Raw genomic sequence first — 21,570 nt, 5'->3', positions numbered from 1 at the left:
GGGGACTGTGCACTTCACCGGGCCTCCGCTTAGCTGAACACATCCAAAACTGGGGGAAGCAGTGACAGATCTTGCAGCGCGCAGAGGGGCCGAATCGAGGCGGCACGGTCGCGCGCAGGATGTCACCACCGATTCGGCGCAGCGCGCCGGTTTCCACTTCCGTGGACTGTTCGGGCGCGGGGGCGCTCCGGATACCACGCCAGGATGGCGGAAGGACGCGCCGACCGAGTTCGAACTCGGCCGCCTGCTGACGTCGCTCGATGAGCGATTCACCGTACTTCGCGCCTTCGACGTCTTCGGTGAGCTCGATGCCGATTTCGTCGTCGTCGGACCGGGTGGGATCTTCCTGCTGACCACCCGTACCAAGAGCAATGCCAAAGTCTGGATCGACGAGGACGTGCTCTGGGTCAACGGCCGGCCGACCAACCAGGTCCGCGACGCGCGCAACGCCGCCGACCGGGCATCCGACCGTCTCAGCTCCATCATGGGCCAGTCCGTTCGAGCGACTCCGGTCATCACGCTCATGGACCCGCTCTCACTCACGTTCGGCGGCGATCCCGCCCACCGTATCGTCACGCTTCCTGCCGATCTGGTGACCCAGTGGCTCTCCGAGTGTTCCCGAACGCTCTCGGATAGTGCTGTCGCCTCCCTCGCAATGGTCGCGGAAGATCGCGGCACGTGGGGATCGCTGCCGGGCGGCTCCGGACTTCTCTCGCGGGTGCGCTGAGTTCACCAGCCCGCCCCTGCCACCCTTTGTGGGGCTGCCCGTTTTGGGGCTGCACAGCCCCCCATCGGCCCGTCTAGCCTCGAGGTATCGGAGCTTGGGGGAGCGATGAACGACACTGGTTCGGGCGCAGTACGGAACATGACCACAGCGGTGCAGGCAGGGCCGTCGAGCCTGGTCTCGCCGGCAGAGGACGAGTCTCCGTTCTCGGGTCCGATCACCACCGGGCCGCTGCATCCCGGCCTTGTCCTCACGAGTCCTTTCGACAGCGAACCCTTCGTCGCGGCCGCCCACACCATGGCGCCTGCGCCTGCTGCTGCGGACCGGGTCGACGACGAACTGGTGGCTGCCGGTCGTGCCGGCACCGGCGAAGACGGCGCCCCTCCCGACCACTCGGCACCAGGACCCGCCTGGTCCATCGAACCGAATCTCCGTGCCCGTGGCCCGGCCTACGCGGTGATGCAGGAATGCCTCTCCCGCCAGGAGGCGGCCACGCCCCGAGGTCGTCTCGGGCGAGCGCTCGGCCGCACCCCGCTGCATCCGGATGCGCGAAGCTGGTACAGCGGCGCGCTCGGCGAGATCGTGGTCGCGAATGCACTCTCCCAGCTCTCCGACGAGTGGACCGTGCTGCACGCCGTACCGGTGGGCTCGGGCCACTCCGACATCGATCATGTGATCCTCGGTCCCGGCGGCATCTACACCATCAACACCAAGAACCATTCGGGCCAGAAGATCTGGATCGGTGGGAGCACGTTCCTCGTCAACGGCTATAAGCAGGAGCACATGCGCGAGTCCGCGCACGAGGCCGACCGGGCATCCCGCCTGCTGAGCACCATCACCGGCCGCCCGGTCATCGTCACTCCGCTGATCGTCGTCGTGAACCCCGCATCGATCACCACCGGGCGCAAGAGACCCCGCGTCACCGTACTGTCGAGCAACACCCTCGGGCGCTGGCTGGTGAGGCGCCCGAGGGTGCTGTCCGATCGTGCGGCCGCCCACTTCTCGATGTTCGCCGAGGAGCGCAGCACCTGGCACACCGAACCGGTGACGGTCGACGACACGACCGACCGTCTCGCACGGTTCGAGCAACTGCGGGTCGAGGTGGATGCCGCCCGCCAGCGCGCGCGCCTATGGCTGCTCGCTCTCGGGGTGTGCGCCATCCTGATCACACCGGTCGCCATCGCGCAGATCGTGCGCCTCGTTATGTCGTTCATGGTCGTTCCGGTCTGACCGGGCACCTCCCCGCGCCACACGCGCCTTTCTGCAACTCCTGCAATCTGCGTCGGGCGCCGAGTTTCCCGCGGTAGCGACGGCTCGCCGCACGGCCGGTCTGCAGATTCTGCAGGAGCTATGCCGTGCCGCCCAGCCGCACGGTGGGGCGAGACCGGCGTACCGTTCACCTCATGACCGAGCAACAGCCCTTCGAGATCGAGCGCGCCTTCGACGACTTCGAGCTGAGGCGCTATCCCGACCATGTGCTCGTGCAGGTCACCGTCGATGGCGACTTCCTGCGGGCGGGCAACCTCGGATTCCGTCCGCTCATCGGCTATATCAGCGGCCGCAACGTGAGTGCCACCCGAATCCCGATGACCGCACCGGTGACGCAGGAACCGCTGGGCGACCACACCCACGTGGTGAGCTTCGTGCTGCCGGAGGGCACCGATCCGGCAACTGTGCCGGTCCCCACCGATGCCACAGTCGCAACAATAGCGGTGCCGGCCGGTCTCGTGGCCGCCCGGGGATTCGGCGGCGGCTGGACGGATGCCCGGTTCGCCGAGAATGGCGAGGTACTGCGGGCATCCGTCGAGCGAGCCGGACTGCGTCCGACTGGCAACGTGTACTACGCCCGCTACGACCCGCCCTGGAAGCCGGGCTTCCTCAAGCACAACGAAGCGCTCGTGCGGGTGGAGGAAGACACGGCGCCCACGCGCTAAGTTCGGGAGTCATGGGGGACAACCGACAGAGGAACATCGCGCTTCTCGTCGCCGGCACGTTCTTCATGGAAAACCTCGACGGCACGATCCTCACCACCGCGGCGCCGAGCATCGGGCGCTCACTCGGCGTGCCGTCCGTTGCAGTCGGCGTCACGATCACCGCCTACCTACTCACCCTCGCCGTGCTCATCCCGCTGAGCGGCTGGATCACTCGGCGCCTCGGATCTCGGCGCGTCTTCCTCGCCGCGATAGCGGTCTTCACGCTCGCCTCGGTGCTCTGTGCCCTCAGCACGAGCCTGCCGGAGCTCACGATCATGCGCGTCCTCCAGGGCGTCGGCGGAGCGATGATGGTGCCGGTGGGCCGCCTGGCGGTGCTGCGGGTAACCGATCGGGCCGATCTCATCCGTGCCATCGCCCTGCTCACCTGGCCGGCTCTTGTCGCCCCGGTGGTCGCCCCTCTGGCCGGTGGCATCATCACCACCTACCTCACCTGGCACTGGATCTTCCTTATCAACGTGCCGCTCGGAATCGTCGCGTTCGTCGCTGCGGTGCGGCTGATTCCCGCAGGAGAGCGCGAGACTCCGCCTCCGTTGGACTGGCTCGGACTCGCCCTCACCTGCACCGGTCTCGGCTCGCTTGTCTACCTCGGCTCCCTGCTCGCCGAGCGCGACCCCGGGGTGCCCGCGACGGTCGGCTGGGCGGTGGCCGGGTTCGGGTTGGTGGGACTCGCGATCGCACACCAGCTGCGCACGCGGCATCCGCTGCTCGACCTGCGGGCGCTGCGCATCGAGACCTTCCGGCTCGCTCACGCGGGCGGATCGCTGTTCCGGCTCACGGTGAATGCGGTGCCGTTTCTGCTGCCACTGCTGTTCCAGGACATCTTCGGCTACTCGCCCCTGCTCTCTGGTGCGCTCGTGCTCTTCGTCTTCGTCGGCAATCTCGCGATCAAGCCGGCGACGACGGGGCTGCTTCGACGATTCGGATTCCGCAAGGTGATCGTGGCCGCAAGCGCAGCCGCCGCCCTGTCGATAGCGCTGATGGCGTTACTCACGAGTGCGACGCCGCTGTGGCTAGTGATCGTGCTGCTCACCGCGAGCGGGGTGGCGCGCTCCACCGGCTTCACCGCCTACAACACCATCGCCTTCGCCGATGTCGAGCGCGTCGAGATGACGGATGCCAACACCCTCGCCTCCACGCTGCAGCAGGTCGCCGCGGGCTTCGGCGTCGCCGTCGGGGCGGTGGCCCTGCGGCTGGGGGACGGCTTTTCGACCGGATCCGGTGCCTTCTCATTCGCCTTCGGGGTGCTCGCCGTGCTCACCGCCCTCGCCACCGTCGAGGCCGTGCTGCTGTCGCGCACGGCGGGGGAGAACATCCGGCCGGCGCGGGGATAGCGGGTCAGCTGTGGTGTCCGCGGCACGGAGCGCTCGTCGACATCAGTGGGCATCGAAAACCGTCGAGATACTGCTGTTGAACGACCCGGATGCGAAAAAACCGATGTTGGGGTGGTCAATCGGATGCCTCGACCGCGTTGCCGTCGAGGTGTGGACTCGATCGCCCGCCATTCGCTGTGCGCCTGCGGGTGCTAAACTTGCAAGGTTGCCGTCGAACGGCCGCGGATAAAGAGAGCTCGCACACTCAGTGACGGGCACCGCGCAACGAGTGAGAGGGGCCATCTATGCCATTAGCACCAGATGCCAAGAAGACGATTATCGATGAGTACGCCACCCATCCTGGTGATACCGGTAGCCCCGAGGTGCAGGTCGCAATGCTGACCGCTCGCATCAAGGATCTCACCGAGCACCTGAAAGAGCACAAGCACGACCACCACTCCCGTCGTGGCCTGCTTCTGCTCGTTGGCCAGCGTCGTCGCCTGCTGGGTTACCTGCAGGACATCGACATCTCGCGCTACCGCACGCTCATCGAGCGTCTCGGACTGCGCCGCTAGTTCGTCTTTTGGTCGAAGAGCCCGCCCTGTTCGCAGGGCGGGCTTTTTGCTGCCCGAAGGCCGGTGCGGACCCCGGGCGCCACAGCGGATGCGTCCGTCGACACGCCGCTCGCCACCATCGACTCGCCGCACTCTGACCGGGATCTCCGCTCTCGGCCGTGCCCGGTGGAGCGAAACCGCACCGAGCGGCAAAACCGACCCCCGCTGTCAGTTAGCTGTGAAGCGGCTAGAAGGAATCATCCGATGCCTTTTTGCGTTTACTACTTGAGTACCCGTACAGAAAGGTTGTCCATGGGAAGAGTGAACGAAGAAGTAGAGGCAGAGAACGGCATCGTTCTCAAGTACCAGCATCACGCGAACGGGCGGGGATTCGTCTCACCCAAGGCTCGTGTGCAGCCGAGCACCTTTGTGGCGGCCACGGCCTACATCGAGGCGGATGCCCGCATCGGCGACAACGGAACGATCGGGTCCGGCAGCTGGATCGACCAGGGGGTCATCCTCGGTGAGCGTGTGTTCATCGGGCAGAACGTCCACATCGGCCGCGACACCGTCGTGGGCAACGATGTGAGACTCGGAAGCCACTCGCGCATCGGCGCGAACGTTCGCATCGCCGGTGGCATGCGTATCGACGCCGACGCCCAGGTGGCGGATGCCTCGGTCATCGGTTCCCCGCGCGACTCCGCCCTGCCGGTCAAGCGCCCGGCCAGCCGGGCCAGCAGCTACGTGTCGGACCGCGCCGCGTAGTCCGAATCCGTGCAAAAGGGGCCGACCCCGGCGGGTCGACCCCTTTTTTGCGCTGGAATCAGCGGGATTTCACCGACTCGCGCTCCGGCCCCTCGACGATCACCGTGATCGCCGCGGTCGTCGGCACGGAGTCCCCGTCGTGGCCGTCGGTTCCGGCCAGCATCGACTCCTGGTAGGGGCGCTCACCTGAAAGGACGGCACGCACCTGGGCGACGTCGACCTGGCGGGTCCAGCGACCGATCAACAGGGTGGCCACGGCGTTACCGGTGAAATTGGTCACCGCACGGGCCTCAGACATGAAGCGGTCGATGCCCACGATTACTCCTACACCGTTCACCAGGTCGGGCCGATAGGTCTGCAGCCCGCCGGCGAGGGTCGCGAGGCCGGCACCGGTGACGCCGGCGGCACCCTTCGAGGCGATGATCATGAAGGCGAGGAGCCCGATCTGCGCGCCGATCTCGAGCGGCTTGCCCATCGCGTTGGCGATGAAGAGGGAGGCCATGGTGAGGTAGATAGCGGTGCCGTCGAGGTTGAAGGAGTAGCCGGTGGGCACGGTGATGCCCACGACCGACTTCGAGACACCGAGGTGCTCCATCTTGGAGATGAGCCGGGGCAGGGCCGCCTCCGATGAAGAGGTTCCCACGATGAGAAGGTACTCCCGGCCGAGGTACTTCATCAGGCTGAAGATGTTCACCCCGGTGACGACCCGGAGCAGCGTGCCGAGGATCACGATGATGAACACGGCACAGGTGATGTAGAAGCCAACGAGCAGTGTCGCGAGACTCAGCAGTGCGCCGGCGCCGGTGTTGCCGACCACGGCGGCGATCGCTCCGAAGGCGCCGAGAGGCGCGAGCCAGAGCACCATGCTCAGGATGCGGAACACCAGCGCCTGCAGTTTCTTCACCGCATCGAGGATTCCCGCGCCCTTCTCGCCGAGCCCCTGCAGAGCGAAGCCCACAAGCAGGGCGACGAGGAGCACCTGCAGGATGCTGCCGGAGGTGAACGACGAGAACAGCGTCGCCGGAATGATGCCGAGGATGAAGTCGGTGCTGCTCACCGGCTCGCCGACGGCCTCATAGGTCGAGGTGGCGATGTTGAGCCCGGTACCGGGGTGCAGCAGGTTGCCCACTACCAGCCCGATCCCGAGCGCGAAGGTCGACATCACGAGGAAGTAGCCGATCGCGAGGCCACCGATCTTGCCGACGGTCGCCGCCTTCGCGATCGAGCCGACGCCGATCACGATGGTGCAGAAGATCACCGGCGCAATCATCATCTTGATCAGCGCGACGAATCCCTTGCCGACGGGGTCCAGGGTCTTGGCGAACTCGGGGGCGGCGAGGCCGACGATCGCGCCGGCAGCCACCGCCACGATCACGGCGATGTAGAGGTAGTGGTTGCGGTCGATGCGGCGAAGCATCCCGCGCTTTGCAGTGCTCGGCGTCTCTGCCATGGGGAATCCTGTCTCTCGGAACGTCTTTGTGCCCGACCCCTGATGAGGTGTGCCAGCAGCCTGACCGATCGCGCGCCCGTGCCCTACTTGTGGTCATATTGATCACGGCAGGGTCCACTACGGCAGCGGAGCAGGAGGCGAACGGCATGGCGCGAGCCGAGGGACGATGGAGCATCGCGAGCCGGGTGTTCGCCGTGCAACTCGTCGCCGTCATCGTGCTGAGCGGATGCCTCACCCTCGCCCTCTGGATCGTGTCGCGCCAGTCCGCCGACGACACCGCCGCGCGCCTCAGCCTGGGCATCTCGACGACTCTCGCGCACGATCCCTTCGTGGTCGAAGGGGTGCAGGCCCCGGACCCCACGGCGGCGCTCGAGCCCTACGCACTCGGAATCGTGAAAAACGCCGGGGTCGATTTCGTGACGATCATGGATACCGACGGCATCCGTTACACGCACCCCGACCGCTCGCAGATCGGCGGCCGGTTCCTCGGCACCATCGACGAGGCCCTCAAGGGCAAGAGCCTCACCGAGACCTATACCGGCACGCTCGGGCCGTCGGTGCGGGCCGTGGTGCCCGTGATGCAGGACGGCCGGGTGATCGCGATCGTCTCGGCGGGCGTCACCGTCGAGCGGGTGCTCGCCTCTCTCGCGCCGCGCATCCCCCTGGTGATCGGAGCCGCGGTGGTGCTGGTCGCGCTCGGCACAGCGGGGGCGATCGTCGCGCGGCGTTCCCTGAGCCGCGTGACCGGCTCACTTCGGCCGGCCGAGCTCTCGCGCATGGTCGGGTACTACGAGTCCGTGCTGCACTCGGTGCGGGAGGGACTCATTCTCACCGATGACCGGGGTCGCGTAGTGCTCTACAACGACGAGGCGGCCGACCTGCTCGGACTCGAACCGGCGGCGGGCGACCGGCCCCCCTCCACTGTGGCGCAACTGGGACTGCCCGCGTCGATTGCCGCCCTCATCGAGAGCCGGGCGCGCATCGTGGAGGAGTCGCACCTCGCAGGGGACCGCGTGCTGCTCGTCAACCAGGAACCCGCCAGCCCCACCGGCGTCCGTCGCGGGTCGGGTCTAGGCAGCCTCACGACCCTCCGCGATCTCACCGAGGTGCAACGGCTGTCGGGTGAGCTCGAATCCGTGCGCACCCTGAGTGACGCCCTGCGCTCGCAGACTCATGAGTACGCCAACCGCCTGCACACCGTGGTGTCTCTGCTCGAGCTCGGGCGCACGCGCGAGGCGATCGAGCTGATCGCCCAGGAGACCGAGACCAGCCAGTCGCTCGCGGATGACCTCGTCGGTGCCTCCTCGGAACCGGCGCTCGCCGCGCTGCTGCTCGGCAAGGTGGCACAGGCCGGCGAGCGCGGAGTGCAGCTGCGTCTCGGTGTGGAGGACGAGCTCGGGGCCTCCGCTCTCCCCACCTCGGAGCTCGTCTCGGTGGTGGGCAACCTCGTCGACAACGCGATCGATGCCGCTGCCGTCGGCGCCTCGCCTGCCGTGGTGACCCTGCGCCTCGCCTCCGATCGCAGCGCCGGCGTCGCGGTGCTCACGGTGTCCGACAGCGGGGGCGGTATCGATCCGTCCGACACCCGGCACATCTTCGAGCGCGGCTTCTCGACCAAACCCGCGGATGCCACGGGCCGCGGCTTCGGCCTGGCAGTGGTGCGCGACATCCTGGCGCGGCGCGGGGGAGTCGTCGAAGTGGACTCCTCGGGTGCGGATGGCACGCGATTCGTCGCCCGCTGGCCGCTCGCGGACGGGGATCCGTCGTGATCCGCACCCTGGTGGTCGAAGACGATGCGCTCACCGCCGAGGCGCACGCCGACTACCTCGATCGCCTCGACGGCTTCGAGCTTGCCGGAATCGCGCGCACCGCGGCGGCGGCACAGGCGGCGATCGGCGCCTCGGTCACCGGTACGCCCATCGACCTCGTGCTGCTCGACATGAACCTCCCCGACGGCCATGGTCTCGAGCTCGCCCGGCGTATCCGATCCTCCGGGATCGCCGTCGACATCATCGCGATCACCGCCGTGCGCGAGACCGATGTGGTGCGCACGGCCATCTCCGCCGGGGTCGTGCACTACCTGATCAAGCCGTTCTCCTTCGCCGTCTTCCGCGACCGGCTCGAGGCCTACCTCGACTACCGGCACCGGCTCGAGTCCTCCGGCACCGCGACGACCCAGGCGGACATCGATGGGATGCTCGCCTCCCTGCGGCCATCGACGCCCACGACCTTGCCAAAGGGGCTCTCGACGCCGACTCTCGCGGTGGTCGTCGCCTACCTCCGGGCCGCCCCGGCACCGGTGTCCGCCGTCGAGGCCGCGCAGGCGCTCGACCTCTCCCGGGTCACCGCTCGTCGCTACCTCGAGCATCTCGCCGACGATGCCCGGGCCCGTCGCACGCCGCGCTACGGCACACCGGGCCGACCCGAATTCGAGTATCACTGGGTGGTCTGACACTGCGCTCACGTGCCTACTACTGGGTGTCCGCCGCCGCGCGGCCGAACGCTAGCCTGAACCGGGGCATCCGCGCCGCAGGATGCAGTTCTAGGGGGATCATGAAGAAGACCAGCTTCGGCGAGAAGTTCCGGTACCGGTTCGATAACGTGATGTCACGCGGCACGATCGCCCTCATCGGCCTCCTCGCCCTCGCCACCTTCGTCTTCATCGCCGTGATCGCCGCAGTGGTCTCGCTCTTCCACCTCGGCCCGACGGGCGATGCCAACATCGGATTCGCCGAAGCGATGTGGGGCAGCCTGATGCGCACGCTCGACAGCGGCACCATGGGCGGCGATGTCGGCGTCGGCTTCCGCATCGCCATGCTCATCGTCACCATCGGTGGTGTCATCGTGGTGGCCAGCCTCATCGGCGTCATTTCCAGCGCCTTCGATGCCAAAGTCGAGTCCCTCCGCAAAGGGCGCTCCAAGGTGCTCGAGAGCGATCACACCCTGATCCTCGGCTGGAGCACCAAGGTGTTCCCGATCGTGAGCGAGATCTGCATCGCCAACGAGTCCCGCGGCCGCTCGGTCATCGTGGTGCTCGCCGACCGCGACAAGGTCGAGATGGAAGACGAGATCCGCGCCCTCGTCCCGAAGACCGGAAAGACCCGGGTGATCGTGCGCAGCGGCGACCCGATGAACCTCACCGACCTCGAGCTCGCGAACCCGCACGGGGCCCGCAGTATCGTCATCCTCGCGCCGGAGGAGAGCAGCGATCCCGACTCCGTCGTGATCAAGACCGCCCTCGCACTCACGAACAATCCCCGTCGTAAGGCCCAGAAGTATCACATCGTCGGGGAGATCCAGGATCCCGGCAACCTCGAGGCCGCCACCCTGGTCGGCCGCGATGAGGCGCACTGGGTCCTCGCGAGCGACCTGATCAGCCGCGTGACCGTGCAGACCTCCCGCCAGAGTGGGCTCAGCGTTGTCTACACCGAGCTCCTCGATTTCGACGGCGACGAGATCTACTTCACCGAGCAGCCGGATCTGGTCGGCCGCACCTATTTCGACGCCCAGCTCGCTTTCGCCGAGTCCTCGGTGATGGGCCTGGTCAAGGGTGGAGCGGTGTACATCAACCCCGCCGCCGACACCGTGTACGAGTCCGGTGACCAGCTGATCGTGATCGCCGAAGACGACAGCACGATCGCGCTTGCGACTCCCGGCGCTCCGGATGACACGGCAATCGGCTCGTCGACCCCCGTTGCCGCGCTCCCGGAGCGTACCCTCGTGCTCGGCTACAACGCCGGTCTCCACGCAATGCTCGCCGAGTTGAGCAACTACGTCGCCGCCGGTTCGAGTGTGACCGTCGTGGCGGAGATCGACCCGCCGGAGTTCGCGACGTTCGACAACATGTCCGTCGAATTCCGCCGGGGAGACAGCACGAGCCGGGCGGTGCTCGAGGCGATCCCGGTCGTGGACTTCACCCACATCATCGTGCTGGCCTACAAGGACATCCTCGATCCCCAGCGCTCGGACGCGAAGACGCTCATCACCCTTCTGCACCTGCGCGACATGGCGGATCGCAGTCAGGTCGACCTCAGCGTCGTCAGCGAGATGCTCGATGACCGCAATCGCGAGCTCGCCGAGGTCACCCGCGCAGACGACTTCATCGTCAGCGACAAACTCATCAGCCTGATGCTCTCCCAGGTCTCCGAGAACCAGCAGCTGACCCAGGTGTTCAGCACGCTGTTCTCGAGCGAGGGAAGCGAGATCTACCTGCGTCCCGCCGACCTCTACATCAAGGCAGGGGAGAGCGTGGACTTCTACACCGTGCTCGAAGCGGCCCGTCGCCGCGGCGAGACCGCCATCGGCTACCGGATCGCGGAGCACTCCCGCTCGAGCGAGCACTTCTACGGGGTATCGGTCAACCCGAAGAAGGCGCAGAAGAACAGCTTCGTCGCGGGTGACAAGATCATCGTTCTCGCCGAAAACTGACGGGTCGGGCCCGGTCTCTCGCGCAATCCGACCGTCGGCCCAGTCGGTAGCATTCACGCATGGCTTTCTGGAATCGCGCGCCCATCGACACCTCGCTGCCCAAGGACGACCGCGGCAGCGGCTCGTTCGACGACTACAAGTACAGCCTGCTGCCCAACAATGCGCGCACGACACTGAGGCTCGCGAACAGCACGCCGCACCAGGAGGAGCTCCAGCGCATCGTCGACAGCGGAGAGGCCGAGCTCGAGACCGCGATCGCGCGGCGCAGCATCGAGGAAGAACGCACGGATGCCCCGATGGAGATCCGCCTGTTCTCCGGGTCCCGAGTCACCGGGGTGGTCGGCACGATCCCGCGCGGACTCGAGCCGGTGATCGACGAAGCCCTCAGCCGGTTGGAGAGCAATGGCAAGAAGACCCGGATCCCGGCTTCGGTCGCGAAGACCAGGAGTGGATGGCGCGTCGACTTGCTCGTCGGCCAAACCCGTTAGTTCAGACCCGGTAGTTCAGATCCGGTAGGCCACCGCACGGAACGAAGGCCGGATCAGGTCCCACCCCGTCCGGCCTTCGATATCCCCCTGCCACACAGAATCGCGACTAGCAGAAATGATCCCCCGATGATTTCTGTGCCTTCTGTCCTCTGTACTACCAACGATTCGTCACCCTCGTATTTTTGGATTGCCCCGGTGCCAGAATGAGCCATGGCGATCTCTTCGAGACGCGTTCGAGCATCGACGCTCCGCCGTGCCGGCGCGCCCGGCGCTGTCCTCCGTGGGTTCTCGATACTGGTCGCCATCGCTCTTCTTGCCGGATGTTCGTCGATCGACCCCGCGGCCGGACTAACGTCGGCGGAACGAGCGACGATCAGATCCGAGATCCAGGCCGCCCACTGGAGGGCCGTGACCACTCGTTTTCCGGATGCCCGCCGACCGGGCGTCATCGTGGTCCGCACCGTTCATGACGGCGACTGGCAGGCACTGATCATCGCCTGCCTGCGGTCCGAGGGTTTCACAGTCTTCGTCGACGGTCGCTATTTCCAATTCGGAACGACCCCGGACCGCAGCCCGGAGGACTTCGCCATCGTCACCTATCAGTGCCTTTCGCGATATCCCACCGCCGACGAGGTCATGCACTACCTCGACCGCGACCGTCTCTATGCGCTCTACCGGTATTACGCCAGCACGGTCAGGCCCTGCCTACTGGTCGCCGGAGCTGACTCCGCGCGCCCGCCGACGCGCTTCGCCTTCGTGTTGAGTGCGCTGTCCCGGAACAGCTGGAATCCCTACCGCCTGGCCTGGGACAGCGCGATGCCCGCTGCCCGGCTCGCGTTCCTGGAGCAGCTCTGCCCGCCGATTCCCGGGTGGCTCGATCTCGCTCAATGACGCCTCCTCCGCTGTCTTCCCGTTCCCGCTCGGCGAGCATTCGACCAATCACCAGAATCCACTGGCACACTCTGGCCATGGTCCGACTCCGGGGAGTGGCTGCCGCCGCCGCGCTGCTGATTGCGGCCCTGTTGCTCGCCGGCTGCGCCCCGACGATACCCGCGGCAGAAGCCAGCCCCCTCAGCGCACTGCAGCGGGCGATCATCCGCAACTCGATCCTCGATTCGAAATGGGCGCAGGTCGCGTCGGAGTACCCAGAGGCGATCCGGCCGGCGGTCACCATGTCGCCGACGGTGGCAGATCACGATTGGCCGTCCGCCATGGTCGAGTGCCTGAAATCGGCGGGGATCGTGGCCTACATCGTGAACGGCGAGCCGGTCTACGGCAGCGCCGGGCAGACTCCACTCGAGGTGGCGGTGCGGTACTACGCCTGTGAGGCGGGGCATCCATCCGAGTCGCAGGTGGCTTCGCACCTCAGCCGTGCGCAGGCTGCCGCGCTCTATGACTATTACCTGCTCGTAGTTCGACCGTGCCTCTTGACCGCCGGGGCGCCGACTCCCGCCTCCCCGGACCGCGCCGCGGCCGAAGGACTCGCGGGCCTGGCCGGCTGGAACCCGTATCAGGTCATCTGGACCAGCAGCATGCCGGCCACGACCCAGGCGTATCTCGAACAGCGTTGCCCCCCGACCCCGGCGTGGCTCGACTTGGAGCCCTGAGGATGCCCGGGCGGAGGGCACTCTCGGCGGTCGCGATCGCCGCGAGCATGCTCATGCTCGCCGGTTGCGCCGGGGCCTCGGACCTCGATCCCCTCGGGCCGGAGCGGCGCGCGCAGATCCGCCAGGCAATCCTCGACGCCCACTGGGCGGGTGTCGTGCGGGACTACCCGGATGGCTTGCGACCGACGGTCCCGACCGTGCGGCCGGTCACCGACCACGACCAGCCCGCCGTGTTCTTCGCCTGTATGCGGGCGAGCGGGGTGCCGGCATCGCCCACGGACAACGGCTTCCGCTACAACTCGAGCCTGGGCCAGTCCCTGCTCGAGTTCGAGGCTGTGCGCTACGTCTGCGAGGCGAGTTCCCCGAGCGAGTCGGAGGTCGTCTCCTACCTCAGTGGCACCTCCCGAGCCGCGCTGTTCGACTACCAGACCAAGGTCGTGCGGCCCTGCCTGCTCTCGGCCGGTGCGAAGTCGCCGGCCCCGCCCGATGGCGGACCGTCCTACTACCTGTCCGCGGCCCTTGCCGCGTGGAATCCGTACATGGACATTCTCGCCGCCAAACCGCGGTCGAGTGCCGTGTCTTACCTCGAGCAGCGGTGCCCTCCCATCCCCGCGTGGCTCGACCTCTCGACTGAGGGAATATCCGGCGCCTCCCCACGTTGATGTCTATGCAAACGCATACAACGAATGAGGGAATCATGCAGTTCGGAATCTTCACCGTCGGAGACGTGACGACGGACCCCACCACCGGAAAAACGCCGTCGGAGCACCAACGGATCGCCGACATCCTCACCATCGCCAAGAAGGTGGAGGAGGTCGGCCTCGAGGTGTTCGCGCTCGGCGAGCACCACAACCCGCCCTTCATCCCGTCGAGCCCCACCACGATGCTCGGCTACATCGCCGCCACGACCGAGAAGCTCATCCTCTCGACGGCGACGACGCTCATCACCACCAACGACCCGGTGAAGATCGCCGAGGACTACGCCATGCTCCAGCATGTGGCCGAGGGTCGCGTCGATCTCATGATGGGTCGTGGCAACACCGGTCCCGTATACCCCTGGTTCGGCAAGGACATCCGCCAGGGCATCCCGCTCGCTGTCGAGAACTACGCGCTGTTGCGCCGCCTCTGGACCGAGGATGTCGTGGACTGGCAGGGCGAGTTCCGCACTCCTCTCCAGGGCTTCACCTCCACCCCGCGCCCGCTCGACGGCGTGCCGCCGTTCGTCTGGCACGGCAGCATCCGCTCTCCCGAGATCGCGGAGCAAGCCGCCTTCTACGGTGACGGATTCTTCGCGAACAACATCTTCTGGCCGAAGGAGCACTATATGCAGCTCATCGGCTACTACCGGGCGCGATTCGAACACTACGGGCACGGCAGCGCCGACCAGGCGATCGTCGGGCTCGGCGGTCAGGCATTCATGGCGAAGAAGTCGCAGGATGCGGTGCGTCGCTTCCGCCCGTACTTCGACAGCGCGCCGGTGTACGGACACGGCCCCAGTCTCGAGGAATTCACCGAGCAGACCCCTCTCACGGTGGGGAGCCCGCAACAGGTGATCGACCGGTATGCCGGCATGCGGGAGCACTTCGGCGACTATCAGCGCCAGCTGTTCCTCATGGATCACGCCGGGCTGCCGCTCTCCACGGTGCTCGAGCAGATCGAGATCCTCGGCACCGAAGTGGTGCCGGTGCTGCGCCGCGAATTCGCGACCGATCGCCCGGCACACGTGCCGGACGGCCCGACCCACGCCGCTCGGGTCGCCAGCCGCAACGAGGCTGAGGCCCAGGTCCTCGCGGAGGTGACGAAGTGAGCGCCCGACGCATCACCGTCGTCTCGGCGGGTATCGGGCAACCGTCGTCCACCCGTCTTCTTGCCGACAGACTCGCCGCCGCCACGGTTCGCCGCCTCGCGGACGAGGGCATCGACACAACGGTGGACGTCGTCGAGCTTCGTGATGTCGCCCACGACATCACGAACAACCTGCTCGCCGGATTCGCCAGTCCCGCTCTCGAGACCGCGATCGCCGCGGTCACGGGCGCAGACGGTGTCATCGCGGTGACGCCCGTCTACACGACGAGTTACAGCGGCCTGTTCAAGTCGTTCATCGACATCCTCAACCCTCAGGCACTGTCGGAGATGCCGGTCCTGCTCGGCGCGACCGGGGGCACGGAGCGGCACTCGCTCGCCCTCGACTACGCCATGCGGCCGCTGTTCGCGTACCTGCACGCCGTCACGGTGCCGACGGCGGTCTACGCGGCATCCGCGGACTGGGGAGCGGGGGAGGATGCCTCGGTCGCGAGCCTCCCGCAGCGCATCGAGCGCGCGGCGGGGGAGTTCGCTGTGCTGGTGCGCGCCTCGGACCGTTCGAGCCGCATCGTCGATCCCTTCGAGCTGCCCGCCGGATTCGATCCGAGCGGCTCCGGCTCACGTGGGCTGAGCACCGTCGGGGCATTCGGGGCAGAGTAGTGACGAAAACATCGAGGACGCATGCGGCGTGTCCGACGCGGTGTGTGACAGTTGGTGTCGCTGTAGAGTGCCTTAGTGACTGAAGATCATGATCAAGCCGACAGTGCCAGGGCGGATGACCCGGACGCAGGTTCAGCGTTCGGGCTCGCCCGGCTGTCCTTCGATCTCGCGTCGTATGTTCCGGTGGACCCGGGTCCGCGGCCATCGGGGATCACGAAGGTCGACGCCGTCCCGCCCCGCCCTCGCGTAATCAAAGGCACCAGCTTCAAAGCACGAGAGCCGGCTATCGATTCGCCTGAGTTTGCTGCTCTTCTCTCGGGCCCACTGCCGGTGAGGGCTCGCAAGCGCAAGTCGCGCCGCGCCTTGGTCGTTACTTCTGGAGTAGTCCTGCTGTGTCTTGTCGCCGGAGGAGTGGCATTCGCCTCGACCGGACCCGGAAGCGCGCCACGGCTCGGGACTCGGCCAGTGTCCGAAGACGGCCCGACTTCATCGCCGTCCCCGTCGACCGCAAGTACCGTTCCACCGGAGCAGTCACCAGCGGTCGTCCCCGCACCGGGCAACGACGCTTCTGAGGAGGCGGCAGCGACGGCTGCGGCTAAGAAGGCGGCAGCGGCCGCCGCGGCCAGAAAAGCGGCGGCACAGGCTGCGGCAGCCCGGGCGACGACCAAGCCGGTCGCAACGTCAACCCCGGCACCGTCCAAGAGCGCTTCGCCTGTTCCGAGCGCCAGCGCAGTGCCTTCGCCAGGACCCACCGTCATTCGGCCACCGTCCCCGTCCCCGTCCCCGTCACCGTCTCCGTCCGCGGTCCCGACCAGCTCTCCGGATCCGATTCCGGCGCCCTAATCGCGAATCGACCGCTCCCAGCGGTCGGTGCGAGAATTCCGGACATGCACAGGATGTCGGCATCCGCCCGGGCCATCATCGTCGCTGTGTGCTGCGCGCTCGCCCTCCTCCTCACGTCGTGCTCCTCCGTAGCGGTGGTGCCTCTCACGGCATCGGAGCGTGTCCAGCGGCTGGAGCAGGGATTCGACCGCTATTGGCAGACCATCGCGGATCGGTATCCGGATGCCGTGCGCCCTTCCGTCTCGATAGTGCAGATCCAGCAGGCCGGCAACCTCGCCGCGTTGCTCCGCGCCTGCCTCCGGCGCGAAGGGGCGACGGGCGTGTCCGTTTCGTCCGACGGCACGATCGGCGTCGATCGGTCGGCGACGGTCTCCACCCCGGCGCAGCTCGAGAGCCAGGACATCGCCCTCTACACCTGCTCTGTCGAGTACCCGAGGCGTGACCTCTACGACTCCTTCCTCAGCGACTCCCAACTCGGTGCCCTCTGGGACTACTACGTCGGCTTCCTTCAGCCGTGCCTCACGCTGTCCGGGCACGAGGTGTCCGCGCCCCCGACCCGCGCCAAGTTCATCGCGGGCTATTACAGCGAGACGCGCTGGAATCCGTACCGCGGCATCTCCTATTCCCCGCCCCGCCCGGGTGACCGCGACATCCTGAAGCGCTGCCCGTCCAATCCGCCCTGGATGAGTCGATGAGCGGAGCACCCTCCAACGCTCAGGATGACCGGGCATGATGAAACCATGTTCCGCCGGCATCCCTTCCTTAGCCTCGCGACCCTGGTGTACCTCGCGGTCGTGGGCTGGATCACGCTCGGTCCGCAGCCCATCAACACCGGAAACGGGTACTGGCTTTGGAGAGCGCTGCGTTTCTTCTCCACCCACGAGACCACCCGTTGGCTCACCTATGACCGGGTGGAATTCCTGGCCAATGTCGCGATGTTCGTGCCGATCGGCATCTTCTTCGTGCTGTTGTTCGGTCGTCGACTGTGGTTCGTGAGCGTGATCAGCGGAGTGCTGCTCACGGTCGCGATCGAGGTCGCGCAGCGGTTCATCCCCGGGCGAGTCTCCGACGTGCGGGATCTCGTGGCCAACAGTCTCGGAACCGTTGTCGGAGTGCTCGTCGCCCTCGTGCTGACGCAGGCGAAGGCTCGGCGGCTGCGCACACAGCGCGCCTGATCGGCGGCACTCCGCCGGCACTGCGTCCGCTATTTGCCAGGCCCGTTGCGCACGAGGTCGAGTGCGTACTTCTCCCACCACACCCCGGCTTTCGGTCCACCGTTGCAGCTGCCGTCGCTGTCACCCGGATGCTTCACCCACAGCAGAGCGTCCAGGCTCGTCGTGCCGGCGCTCACGTGGGGCGGCTGGCCGAGAGCCGCACCCGAGGGGTTGCACCAGGTACCCTTCCAGCCGTTGCCGTTGCGCGAGACATCCACGACGAAATGCTTTCCACCGACCAGCGTCGCAAGTTTCTCCCCGTACTCGCGCTCCTGGTCGACGCGGTAGAAGTTCGAGACGTTGGTGAAGAAACCCCGGGTGTCCGCCACGCCCGCGGCGTCGAGGAGGCCCGCCATCGTCTCGGCCTTCACCCAGTGGGAATTGCCGCCGTCGAGGTAGACCGTCAGGCCCGCGTTCACGAGGTCATGCACCGCGCCGCGGATCACCGCCGGGCGGGAGTGCACCTCGGCCGCACACTTCTTCTCGGTGAGCATTGCCAGCGAGTCCGGTTCCACGAGCACTACCGCGTCCGATCCGCGAAGGGCGGTGGCGATGGCTCGATTCCAGGTGCCGTAGCGCGCGGCGGAGAGGCCTCCCGCCGAGAGTCCACCACAGTCGCGGTTCGGAATCGCGTAGGTCACGAAGACCAGGGTGCGGGAGGCGGCTTTGGCCTCGGCGACGTACCGGGCGAGCAACGGACCGAGCTGCGCTGCGGTGTACTGGTCGCCGAGCCAGACCGCGGTGGGCTGCGAGCTGATCTTCGCGATCGCCGCGGCATCCGCATCCCCCGCCGCCTTCAGCCGCGTCGCCGCCGTGCTCGCGTGATTGTGCGGGTCGACGTAGAGCCCACCGGAGAAGACCTCGTCGCTGGAGAGCGAACTCCGGGCGTCCCGGATGCCCGGGTCGGCGGAGGTGACCGACGGGGAGGGGAGCGGGGGAGCGGTGGGGGCACACCCGGCCAATGCGAGCATCAGTATGGCGCTCACCAGAAGACCGCTGGCGCGTCGCCCCGAGGTGTGCACCGGAGTCGCCCCTGTGCGTCGTTCGCGATTGTCTCGCACGAATATGGCCCCCGCCCTGTCGTTCCTCTAGTTTCGCACGCCGCGCCGGGGGCGGGTCGTAGCCTAGGTGTGAACAGGGGTGACTGGTAAGGTATACGAGGTTGTCTGGATAGGTCTGTCGCATGCGGCGGTCGCCCGGCAACTACCGGAGCAGGCTGGCACGAAGCTGGTCAGTAGTGGTGAACTCCTGAGTCGCACGAGATTCAGTGCTTTTCTACTGTTGACCAGAGCTCTTGTGTTGTGACAACACCATCGCCAAAGCGCCGCAATCATGTTGCGCGCCCCTTTCTGCCAAGACTCCTGCTCCTTGACGAGTCGCGACCCACACGGGGTCACGACGTAAAACAAAGGAGATAACCCCCCTATGGAGGGTCCAGAAATCAAATTCGCCGAAACCGTTCTCGATAACGGCAAGTTCGGCACGCGCACGGTCCGTTTCGAGACCGGTCGCCTCGCGCAGCAGGCACAGGGTGCCGTCGCTGCGTACCTCGATGAAGAAACAATGATCCTGTCCGCCACCTCGGCGGGCAAGCACCCCCGTGACGGCTTCGACTTCTTCCCCCTCACGGTGGATGTCGAAGAGCGTTCCTACGCCGCCGGCAAGATCCCCGGCTCGTTCTTCCGCCGTGAAGGACGCCCGTCCACCGAGGCCATCCTCGTCTGCCGCCTGATCGACCGCCCGCTGCGCCCGACCTTCGTCGAAGGCCTGCGCAACGAGGTGCAGATCGTCATCACCGTGCTCGCGATCGCGCCGGACGAGTTCTATGACGCGCTGGCGATCAACGCGGCATCCGCCTCGACGCAGATCTCGGGCCTGCCGTTCTACGGCCCGGTTGGTGGCATCCGTCTCGCCTTGATCGGTGACCAGTGGGTCGCCTTCCCGAAGTACAGCCAGCTGGAAGAGGCCGTCTTCGACCTCACCGTCGCCGGCCGTCTCACCACGGACAACGACGGTAACGAAGACGTCGCGATCATGATGGTCGAAGCCGAAGCGACCGAAGGCAGCTGGGACCTCATCAAGGGTGGGGCCACGAAGCCCGACGAGTCCGTCGTCGCCCAGGGTCTCGAGGCATCCAAGCCGTTCCTCAAGCAGCTCATCAAGGCGCAGCTCGAGCTGGCCGCACAGGCTGCGAAGCCGATCGCGGACTACCCGGTCTTCCCGCCCTACGACCAGGCCACCTACGACGCCGTCGCCGGATTCACCTACGACGAGCTCAAGGGCATCTACCAGATCGCCGACAAGGTCGAGCGCCAGAACGCGGATGACGCCCTCAAGGACCGCGCCAAGGGTCACGTCGACGGCCTCATCGAGTCCGGCAACCTTCCCGAGTCCGCTCGCGGTCAGGTCGGAGCCGCCTACAAGTCGGTCACCAAGAAGATCGTCCGCGGGCGCATCCTCACCGACGGCGTACGCATCGACGGTCGTGGTCTCTCGGACATCCGTGCCCTCGACGCCGAAGTGCAGGTCATCCCGCGCGTTCACGGTTCCGCGATCTTCCAGCGCGGAGAGACCCAGATCCTGGGTGTCACCACGCTGAACATGCTCAAGATGGAGCAGCAGATCGACTCCCTCGCCCCGGTGAAGAAGAAGCGTTACCTGCACCACTACAACTTCCCGCCCTACTCGACCGGTGAGACCGGCCGTGTCGGGTCGCCGAAGCGTCGCGAGATCGGGCACGGCTTCCTCGCCGAGCGCGCCCTCGTACCGGTGCTGCCGCCCCGCGAAGAGTTCCCCTACGCGATCCGCCAGGTCTCTGAGGCGCTGTCGTCCAACGGGTCCACTTCCATGGGTTCCGTCTGCGCCTCGACCCTGTCGCTGCTGAACGCCGGAGTGCCGCTGCGCGCCCCGGTCGCCGGCATTGCGATGGGCCTCGTCTCCGACGAGGTCGACGGCCAGACCCGCTACGCGGCCCTCACCGACATCCTCGGTGCGGAAGACGCGCTCGGTGACATGGACTTCAAGGTCGCCGGCACCAGCGAGTTCATCACCGCGATCCAGCTCGACACCAAGCTCGCCGGACTCCCGTCCTCGGTGCTCGATGGCGCGCTCAAGCAGGCCAAGGAGGCTCGCACCGCGATCCTCGCTGTCTTGAACGCAGCGATCGATGCTCCGGACGAGATGGCCCCGACCGCGCCTCGCGTGATCTCGGTGCAGATCCCGATCGACAAGATCGGCGAGCTGATCGGCCCGAAGGGCAAGACGATCAACCAGATCCAGGATGACACTGGAGCGGACATCTCGATCGAGGATGACGGCACCGTGTACATCGGCGCCGTCGACGGTCCGTCGGCAGAAGCGGCTCGCGCGGCGGTCAACGCCATCGCGAACCCGCTGAACCCCGAGGTCGGCGAGCGGTTCCTCGGAACCGTCGTCAAGATCGCAACCTTCGGTGCGTTCGTCTCGCTCACCCCTGGTAAGGACGGACTGCTGCACATCAGCGAGGTCCGCAAGCTCGCCGGTGGAAAGCGCGTCGAGAACGTCGAGGACGTGCTCGCTGTCGGCCAGAAGATCCAGGTGGAGATCACCAAGATCGATGACCGCGGAAAGCTCTCGCTTGCCCCGGTCGAGGCCGACGAAGCCGATGCCGCCGACACCCAGGGCAGCGATGCCGGAGCTGAGAACGTCGACACCTCTTCCGAGGGCGGCTCGACCGAGGTCTAGCCTTTCC

General features: G+C 66.8%; 20 protein-coding genes. 18 read left to right on the top strand and 2 right to left on the bottom strand.

The genetic code is table 11. From position 1 onward, the window contains the following. Positions 1-61: 61 nt before the first annotated feature. The 6 genes from ACVXZ4_RS11345 to ACVXZ4_RS11320 all read left to right on the top strand — a co-directional run bounded on the left by ACVXZ4_RS11345 (position 62) and on the right by ACVXZ4_RS11320 (position 5,347). Entirely contained in the window at positions 62-727 is a 666-nt protein-coding gene (locus ACVXZ4_RS11345) for a hypothetical protein (RefSeq protein ID WP_461794951.1), read from the top strand. Between the two features lie 138 nt (positions 728-865). Beyond that, entirely contained in the window at positions 866-1,954 is a 1,089-nt protein-coding gene (locus ACVXZ4_RS11340) for a nuclease-related domain-containing protein (RefSeq protein ID WP_461794950.1), read from the top strand. Positions 1,955-2,127: 173 nt separating this feature from the next. After that, a complete protein-coding gene (locus tag ACVXZ4_RS11335) occupies positions 2,128-2,658 on the top strand; it encodes an SOUL family heme-binding protein (RefSeq protein WP_461794949.1) in 531 nt (176 codons plus the stop codon). 11 nt (positions 2,659-2,669) lie between these two features. After that, on the top strand, positions 2,670-4,049 hold the full coding sequence (locus ACVXZ4_RS11330; RefSeq protein ID WP_461794948.1) for an MFS transporter: 1,380 nt from the start codon (positions 2,670-2,672) through the stop codon (positions 4,047-4,049). Between the two features lie 284 nt (positions 4,050-4,333). Then, positions 4,334-4,603, top strand: a complete 270-nt coding sequence (gene rpsO / locus ACVXZ4_RS11325) for a 30S ribosomal protein S15 (protein ID WP_147783080.1) — start codon at positions 4,334-4,336, stop codon at positions 4,601-4,603. A gap of 291 nt (positions 4,604-4,894) precedes the next feature. Beyond that, positions 4,895-5,347 (top strand): DapH/DapD/GlmU-related protein, encoded by a 453-nt coding sequence (locus tag ACVXZ4_RS11320; protein WP_461794947.1) that lies wholly within the window; start codon positions 4,895-4,897, stop codon positions 5,345-5,347. Positions 5,348-5,405: 58 nt separating this feature from the next. On the opposite strand, the gene ACVXZ4_RS11315 is transcribed toward ACVXZ4_RS11320, so the two are convergent. After that, positions 5,406-6,797 (bottom strand): cation:dicarboxylate symporter family transporter, encoded by a 1,392-nt coding sequence (locus ACVXZ4_RS11315; RefSeq protein ID WP_461794946.1) that lies wholly within the window; start codon positions 6,795-6,797, stop codon positions 5,406-5,408. A gap of 146 nt (positions 6,798-6,943) precedes the next feature. On the opposite strand from ACVXZ4_RS11315, the gene ACVXZ4_RS11310 reads away from it, so the two are divergent. The 11 genes from ACVXZ4_RS11310 to ACVXZ4_RS11260 all read left to right on the top strand — a co-directional run bounded on the left by ACVXZ4_RS11310 (position 6,944) and on the right by ACVXZ4_RS11260 (position 17,801). Further along, positions 6,944-8,566 carry a sensor histidine kinase gene (locus ACVXZ4_RS11310; RefSeq protein ID WP_461794945.1) on the top strand — a complete coding sequence of 541 codons (1,623 nt, stop codon included), beginning with the start codon at positions 6,944-6,946 and terminating at the stop codon, positions 8,564-8,566. Next, the gene (locus ACVXZ4_RS11305) at positions 8,563-9,249 is read left to right on the top strand and encodes a response regulator (RefSeq protein ID WP_461794944.1); all 687 of its coding nucleotides are present in this window, start codon (positions 8,563-8,565) and stop codon (positions 9,247-9,249) included. Before ACVXZ4_RS11310 ends, ACVXZ4_RS11305 begins: the two co-directional genes overlap by 4 nt. A 101-nt stretch (positions 9,250-9,350) precedes the next feature. Beyond that, entirely contained in the window at positions 9,351-11,225 is a 1,875-nt protein-coding gene (locus ACVXZ4_RS11300) for a CASTOR/POLLUX-related putative ion channel (protein ID WP_461794943.1), read from the top strand. 59 nt (positions 11,226-11,284) lie between these two features. Continuing rightward, entirely contained in the window at positions 11,285-11,713 is a 429-nt protein-coding gene (locus ACVXZ4_RS11295; RefSeq protein WP_461794942.1) for a hypothetical protein, read from the top strand. A 408-nt stretch (positions 11,714-12,121) separates the two neighbouring features. Then, positions 12,122-12,604 carry a hypothetical protein gene (locus ACVXZ4_RS11290; RefSeq protein ID WP_461794941.1) on the top strand — a complete coding sequence of 161 codons (483 nt, stop codon included), beginning with the start codon at positions 12,122-12,124 and terminating at the stop codon, positions 12,602-12,604. Between the two features lie 77 nt (positions 12,605-12,681). Continuing rightward, on the top strand, positions 12,682-13,320 hold the full coding sequence (locus ACVXZ4_RS11285) for a hypothetical protein (RefSeq protein ID WP_461794940.1): 639 nt from the start codon (positions 12,682-12,684) through the stop codon (positions 13,318-13,320). 2 nt (positions 13,321-13,322) lie between these two features. Beyond that, on the top strand, positions 13,323-13,982 hold the full coding sequence (locus ACVXZ4_RS11280) for a hypothetical protein (protein ID WP_461794939.1): 660 nt from the start codon (positions 13,323-13,325) through the stop codon (positions 13,980-13,982). A 35-nt stretch (positions 13,983-14,017) separates the two neighbouring features. Next, the gene (locus ACVXZ4_RS11275; RefSeq protein WP_461794938.1) at positions 14,018-15,127 is read left to right on the top strand and encodes an LLM class flavin-dependent oxidoreductase; all 1,110 of its coding nucleotides are present in this window, start codon (positions 14,018-14,020) and stop codon (positions 15,125-15,127) included. After that, positions 15,124-15,783: an FMN reductase gene (locus tag ACVXZ4_RS11270; protein ID WP_461794937.1), complete on the top strand. Its 660-nt coding sequence runs from the start codon at positions 15,124-15,126 to the stop codon at positions 15,781-15,783. The genes ACVXZ4_RS11275 and ACVXZ4_RS11270 overlap by 4 nt, the downstream gene beginning before the upstream one ends. A gap of 887 nt (positions 15,784-16,670) precedes the next feature. Then, positions 16,671-17,321, top strand: a complete 651-nt coding sequence (locus tag ACVXZ4_RS11265) for a hypothetical protein (protein ID WP_461794936.1) — start codon at positions 16,671-16,673, stop codon at positions 17,319-17,321. A 24-nt stretch (positions 17,322-17,345) separates the two neighbouring features. Beyond that, positions 17,346-17,801, top strand: coding sequence for a VanZ family protein (locus ACVXZ4_RS11260; RefSeq protein ID WP_461794935.1), 456 nt, complete (start codon positions 17,346-17,348; stop codon positions 17,799-17,801). Between the two features lie 29 nt (positions 17,802-17,830). Here ACVXZ4_RS11260 and ACVXZ4_RS11255 read toward each other — a convergent pair whose 3' ends face one another. Next, positions 17,831-18,826, bottom strand: a complete 996-nt coding sequence (locus tag ACVXZ4_RS11255; RefSeq protein ID WP_461794934.1) for a glycoside hydrolase family 6 protein — start codon at positions 18,824-18,826, stop codon at positions 17,831-17,833. Between the two features lie 439 nt (positions 18,827-19,265). On the opposite strand from ACVXZ4_RS11255, the gene ACVXZ4_RS11250 reads away from it, so the two are divergent. Next, positions 19,266-21,563 carry a polyribonucleotide nucleotidyltransferase gene (locus tag ACVXZ4_RS11250; RefSeq protein WP_461794933.1) on the top strand — a complete coding sequence of 766 codons (2,298 nt, stop codon included), beginning with the start codon at positions 19,266-19,268 and terminating at the stop codon, positions 21,561-21,563. Positions 21,564-21,570 lie beyond the last annotated feature (7 nt).

Source organism: Lacisediminihabitans sp. FW035 (assembly GCF_054880895.1).
The sequence above is the reverse complement of the archived record's forward strand: the minus strand, read 5'-3'. Positions and strand labels throughout refer to the sequence as shown.

What these genes read in the sequence shown, in the direction of transcription:
- ACVXZ4_RS11340 (WP_461794950.1), top strand. Translation starts at nt 866, where the DNA reads ATGACCACAGCGGTGCAGGCAGGGCCGTCGAGCCTGGTCTCGCCGGCA.
- ACVXZ4_RS11335 (WP_461794949.1), top strand. Translation starts at nt 2,128, where the DNA reads ATGACCGAGCAACAGCCCTTCGAGATCGAGCGCGCCTTCGACGACTTC.
- ACVXZ4_RS11330 (WP_461794948.1), top strand. Translation starts at nt 2,670, where the DNA reads ATGGGGGACAACCGACAGAGGAACATCGCGCTTCTCGTCGCCGGCACG.
- rpsO (WP_147783080.1), top strand. Translation starts at nt 4,334, where the DNA reads ATGCCATTAGCACCAGATGCCAAGAAGACGATTATCGATGAGTACGCC.
- ACVXZ4_RS11320 (WP_461794947.1), top strand. Translation starts at nt 4,895, where the DNA reads ATGGGAAGAGTGAACGAAGAAGTAGAGGCAGAGAACGGCATCGTTCTC.
- ACVXZ4_RS11315 (WP_461794946.1), bottom strand. Translation starts at nt 6,797, where the DNA reads ATGGCAGAGACGCCGAGCACTGCAAAGCGCGGGATGCTTCGCCGCATC.
- ACVXZ4_RS11310 (WP_461794945.1), top strand. Translation starts at nt 6,944, where the DNA reads ATGGCGCGAGCCGAGGGACGATGGAGCATCGCGAGCCGGGTGTTCGCC.
- ACVXZ4_RS11300 (WP_461794943.1), top strand. Translation starts at nt 9,351, where the DNA reads ATGAAGAAGACCAGCTTCGGCGAGAAGTTCCGGTACCGGTTCGATAAC.
- ACVXZ4_RS11295 (WP_461794942.1), top strand. Translation starts at nt 11,285, where the DNA reads ATGGCTTTCTGGAATCGCGCGCCCATCGACACCTCGCTGCCCAAGGAC.
- ACVXZ4_RS11285 (WP_461794940.1), top strand. Translation starts at nt 12,682, where the DNA reads ATGGTCCGACTCCGGGGAGTGGCTGCCGCCGCCGCGCTGCTGATTGCG.
- ACVXZ4_RS11280 (WP_461794939.1), top strand. Translation starts at nt 13,323, where the DNA reads ATGCCCGGGCGGAGGGCACTCTCGGCGGTCGCGATCGCCGCGAGCATG.
- ACVXZ4_RS11275 (WP_461794938.1), top strand. Translation starts at nt 14,018, where the DNA reads ATGCAGTTCGGAATCTTCACCGTCGGAGACGTGACGACGGACCCCACC.
- ACVXZ4_RS11265 (WP_461794936.1), top strand. Translation starts at nt 16,671, where the DNA reads ATGCACAGGATGTCGGCATCCGCCCGGGCCATCATCGTCGCTGTGTGC.
- ACVXZ4_RS11260 (WP_461794935.1), top strand. Translation starts at nt 17,346, where the DNA reads ATGACCGGGCATGATGAAACCATGTTCCGCCGGCATCCCTTCCTTAGC.
- ACVXZ4_RS11250 (WP_461794933.1), top strand. Translation starts at nt 19,266, where the DNA reads ATGGAGGGTCCAGAAATCAAATTCGCCGAAACCGTTCTCGATAACGGC.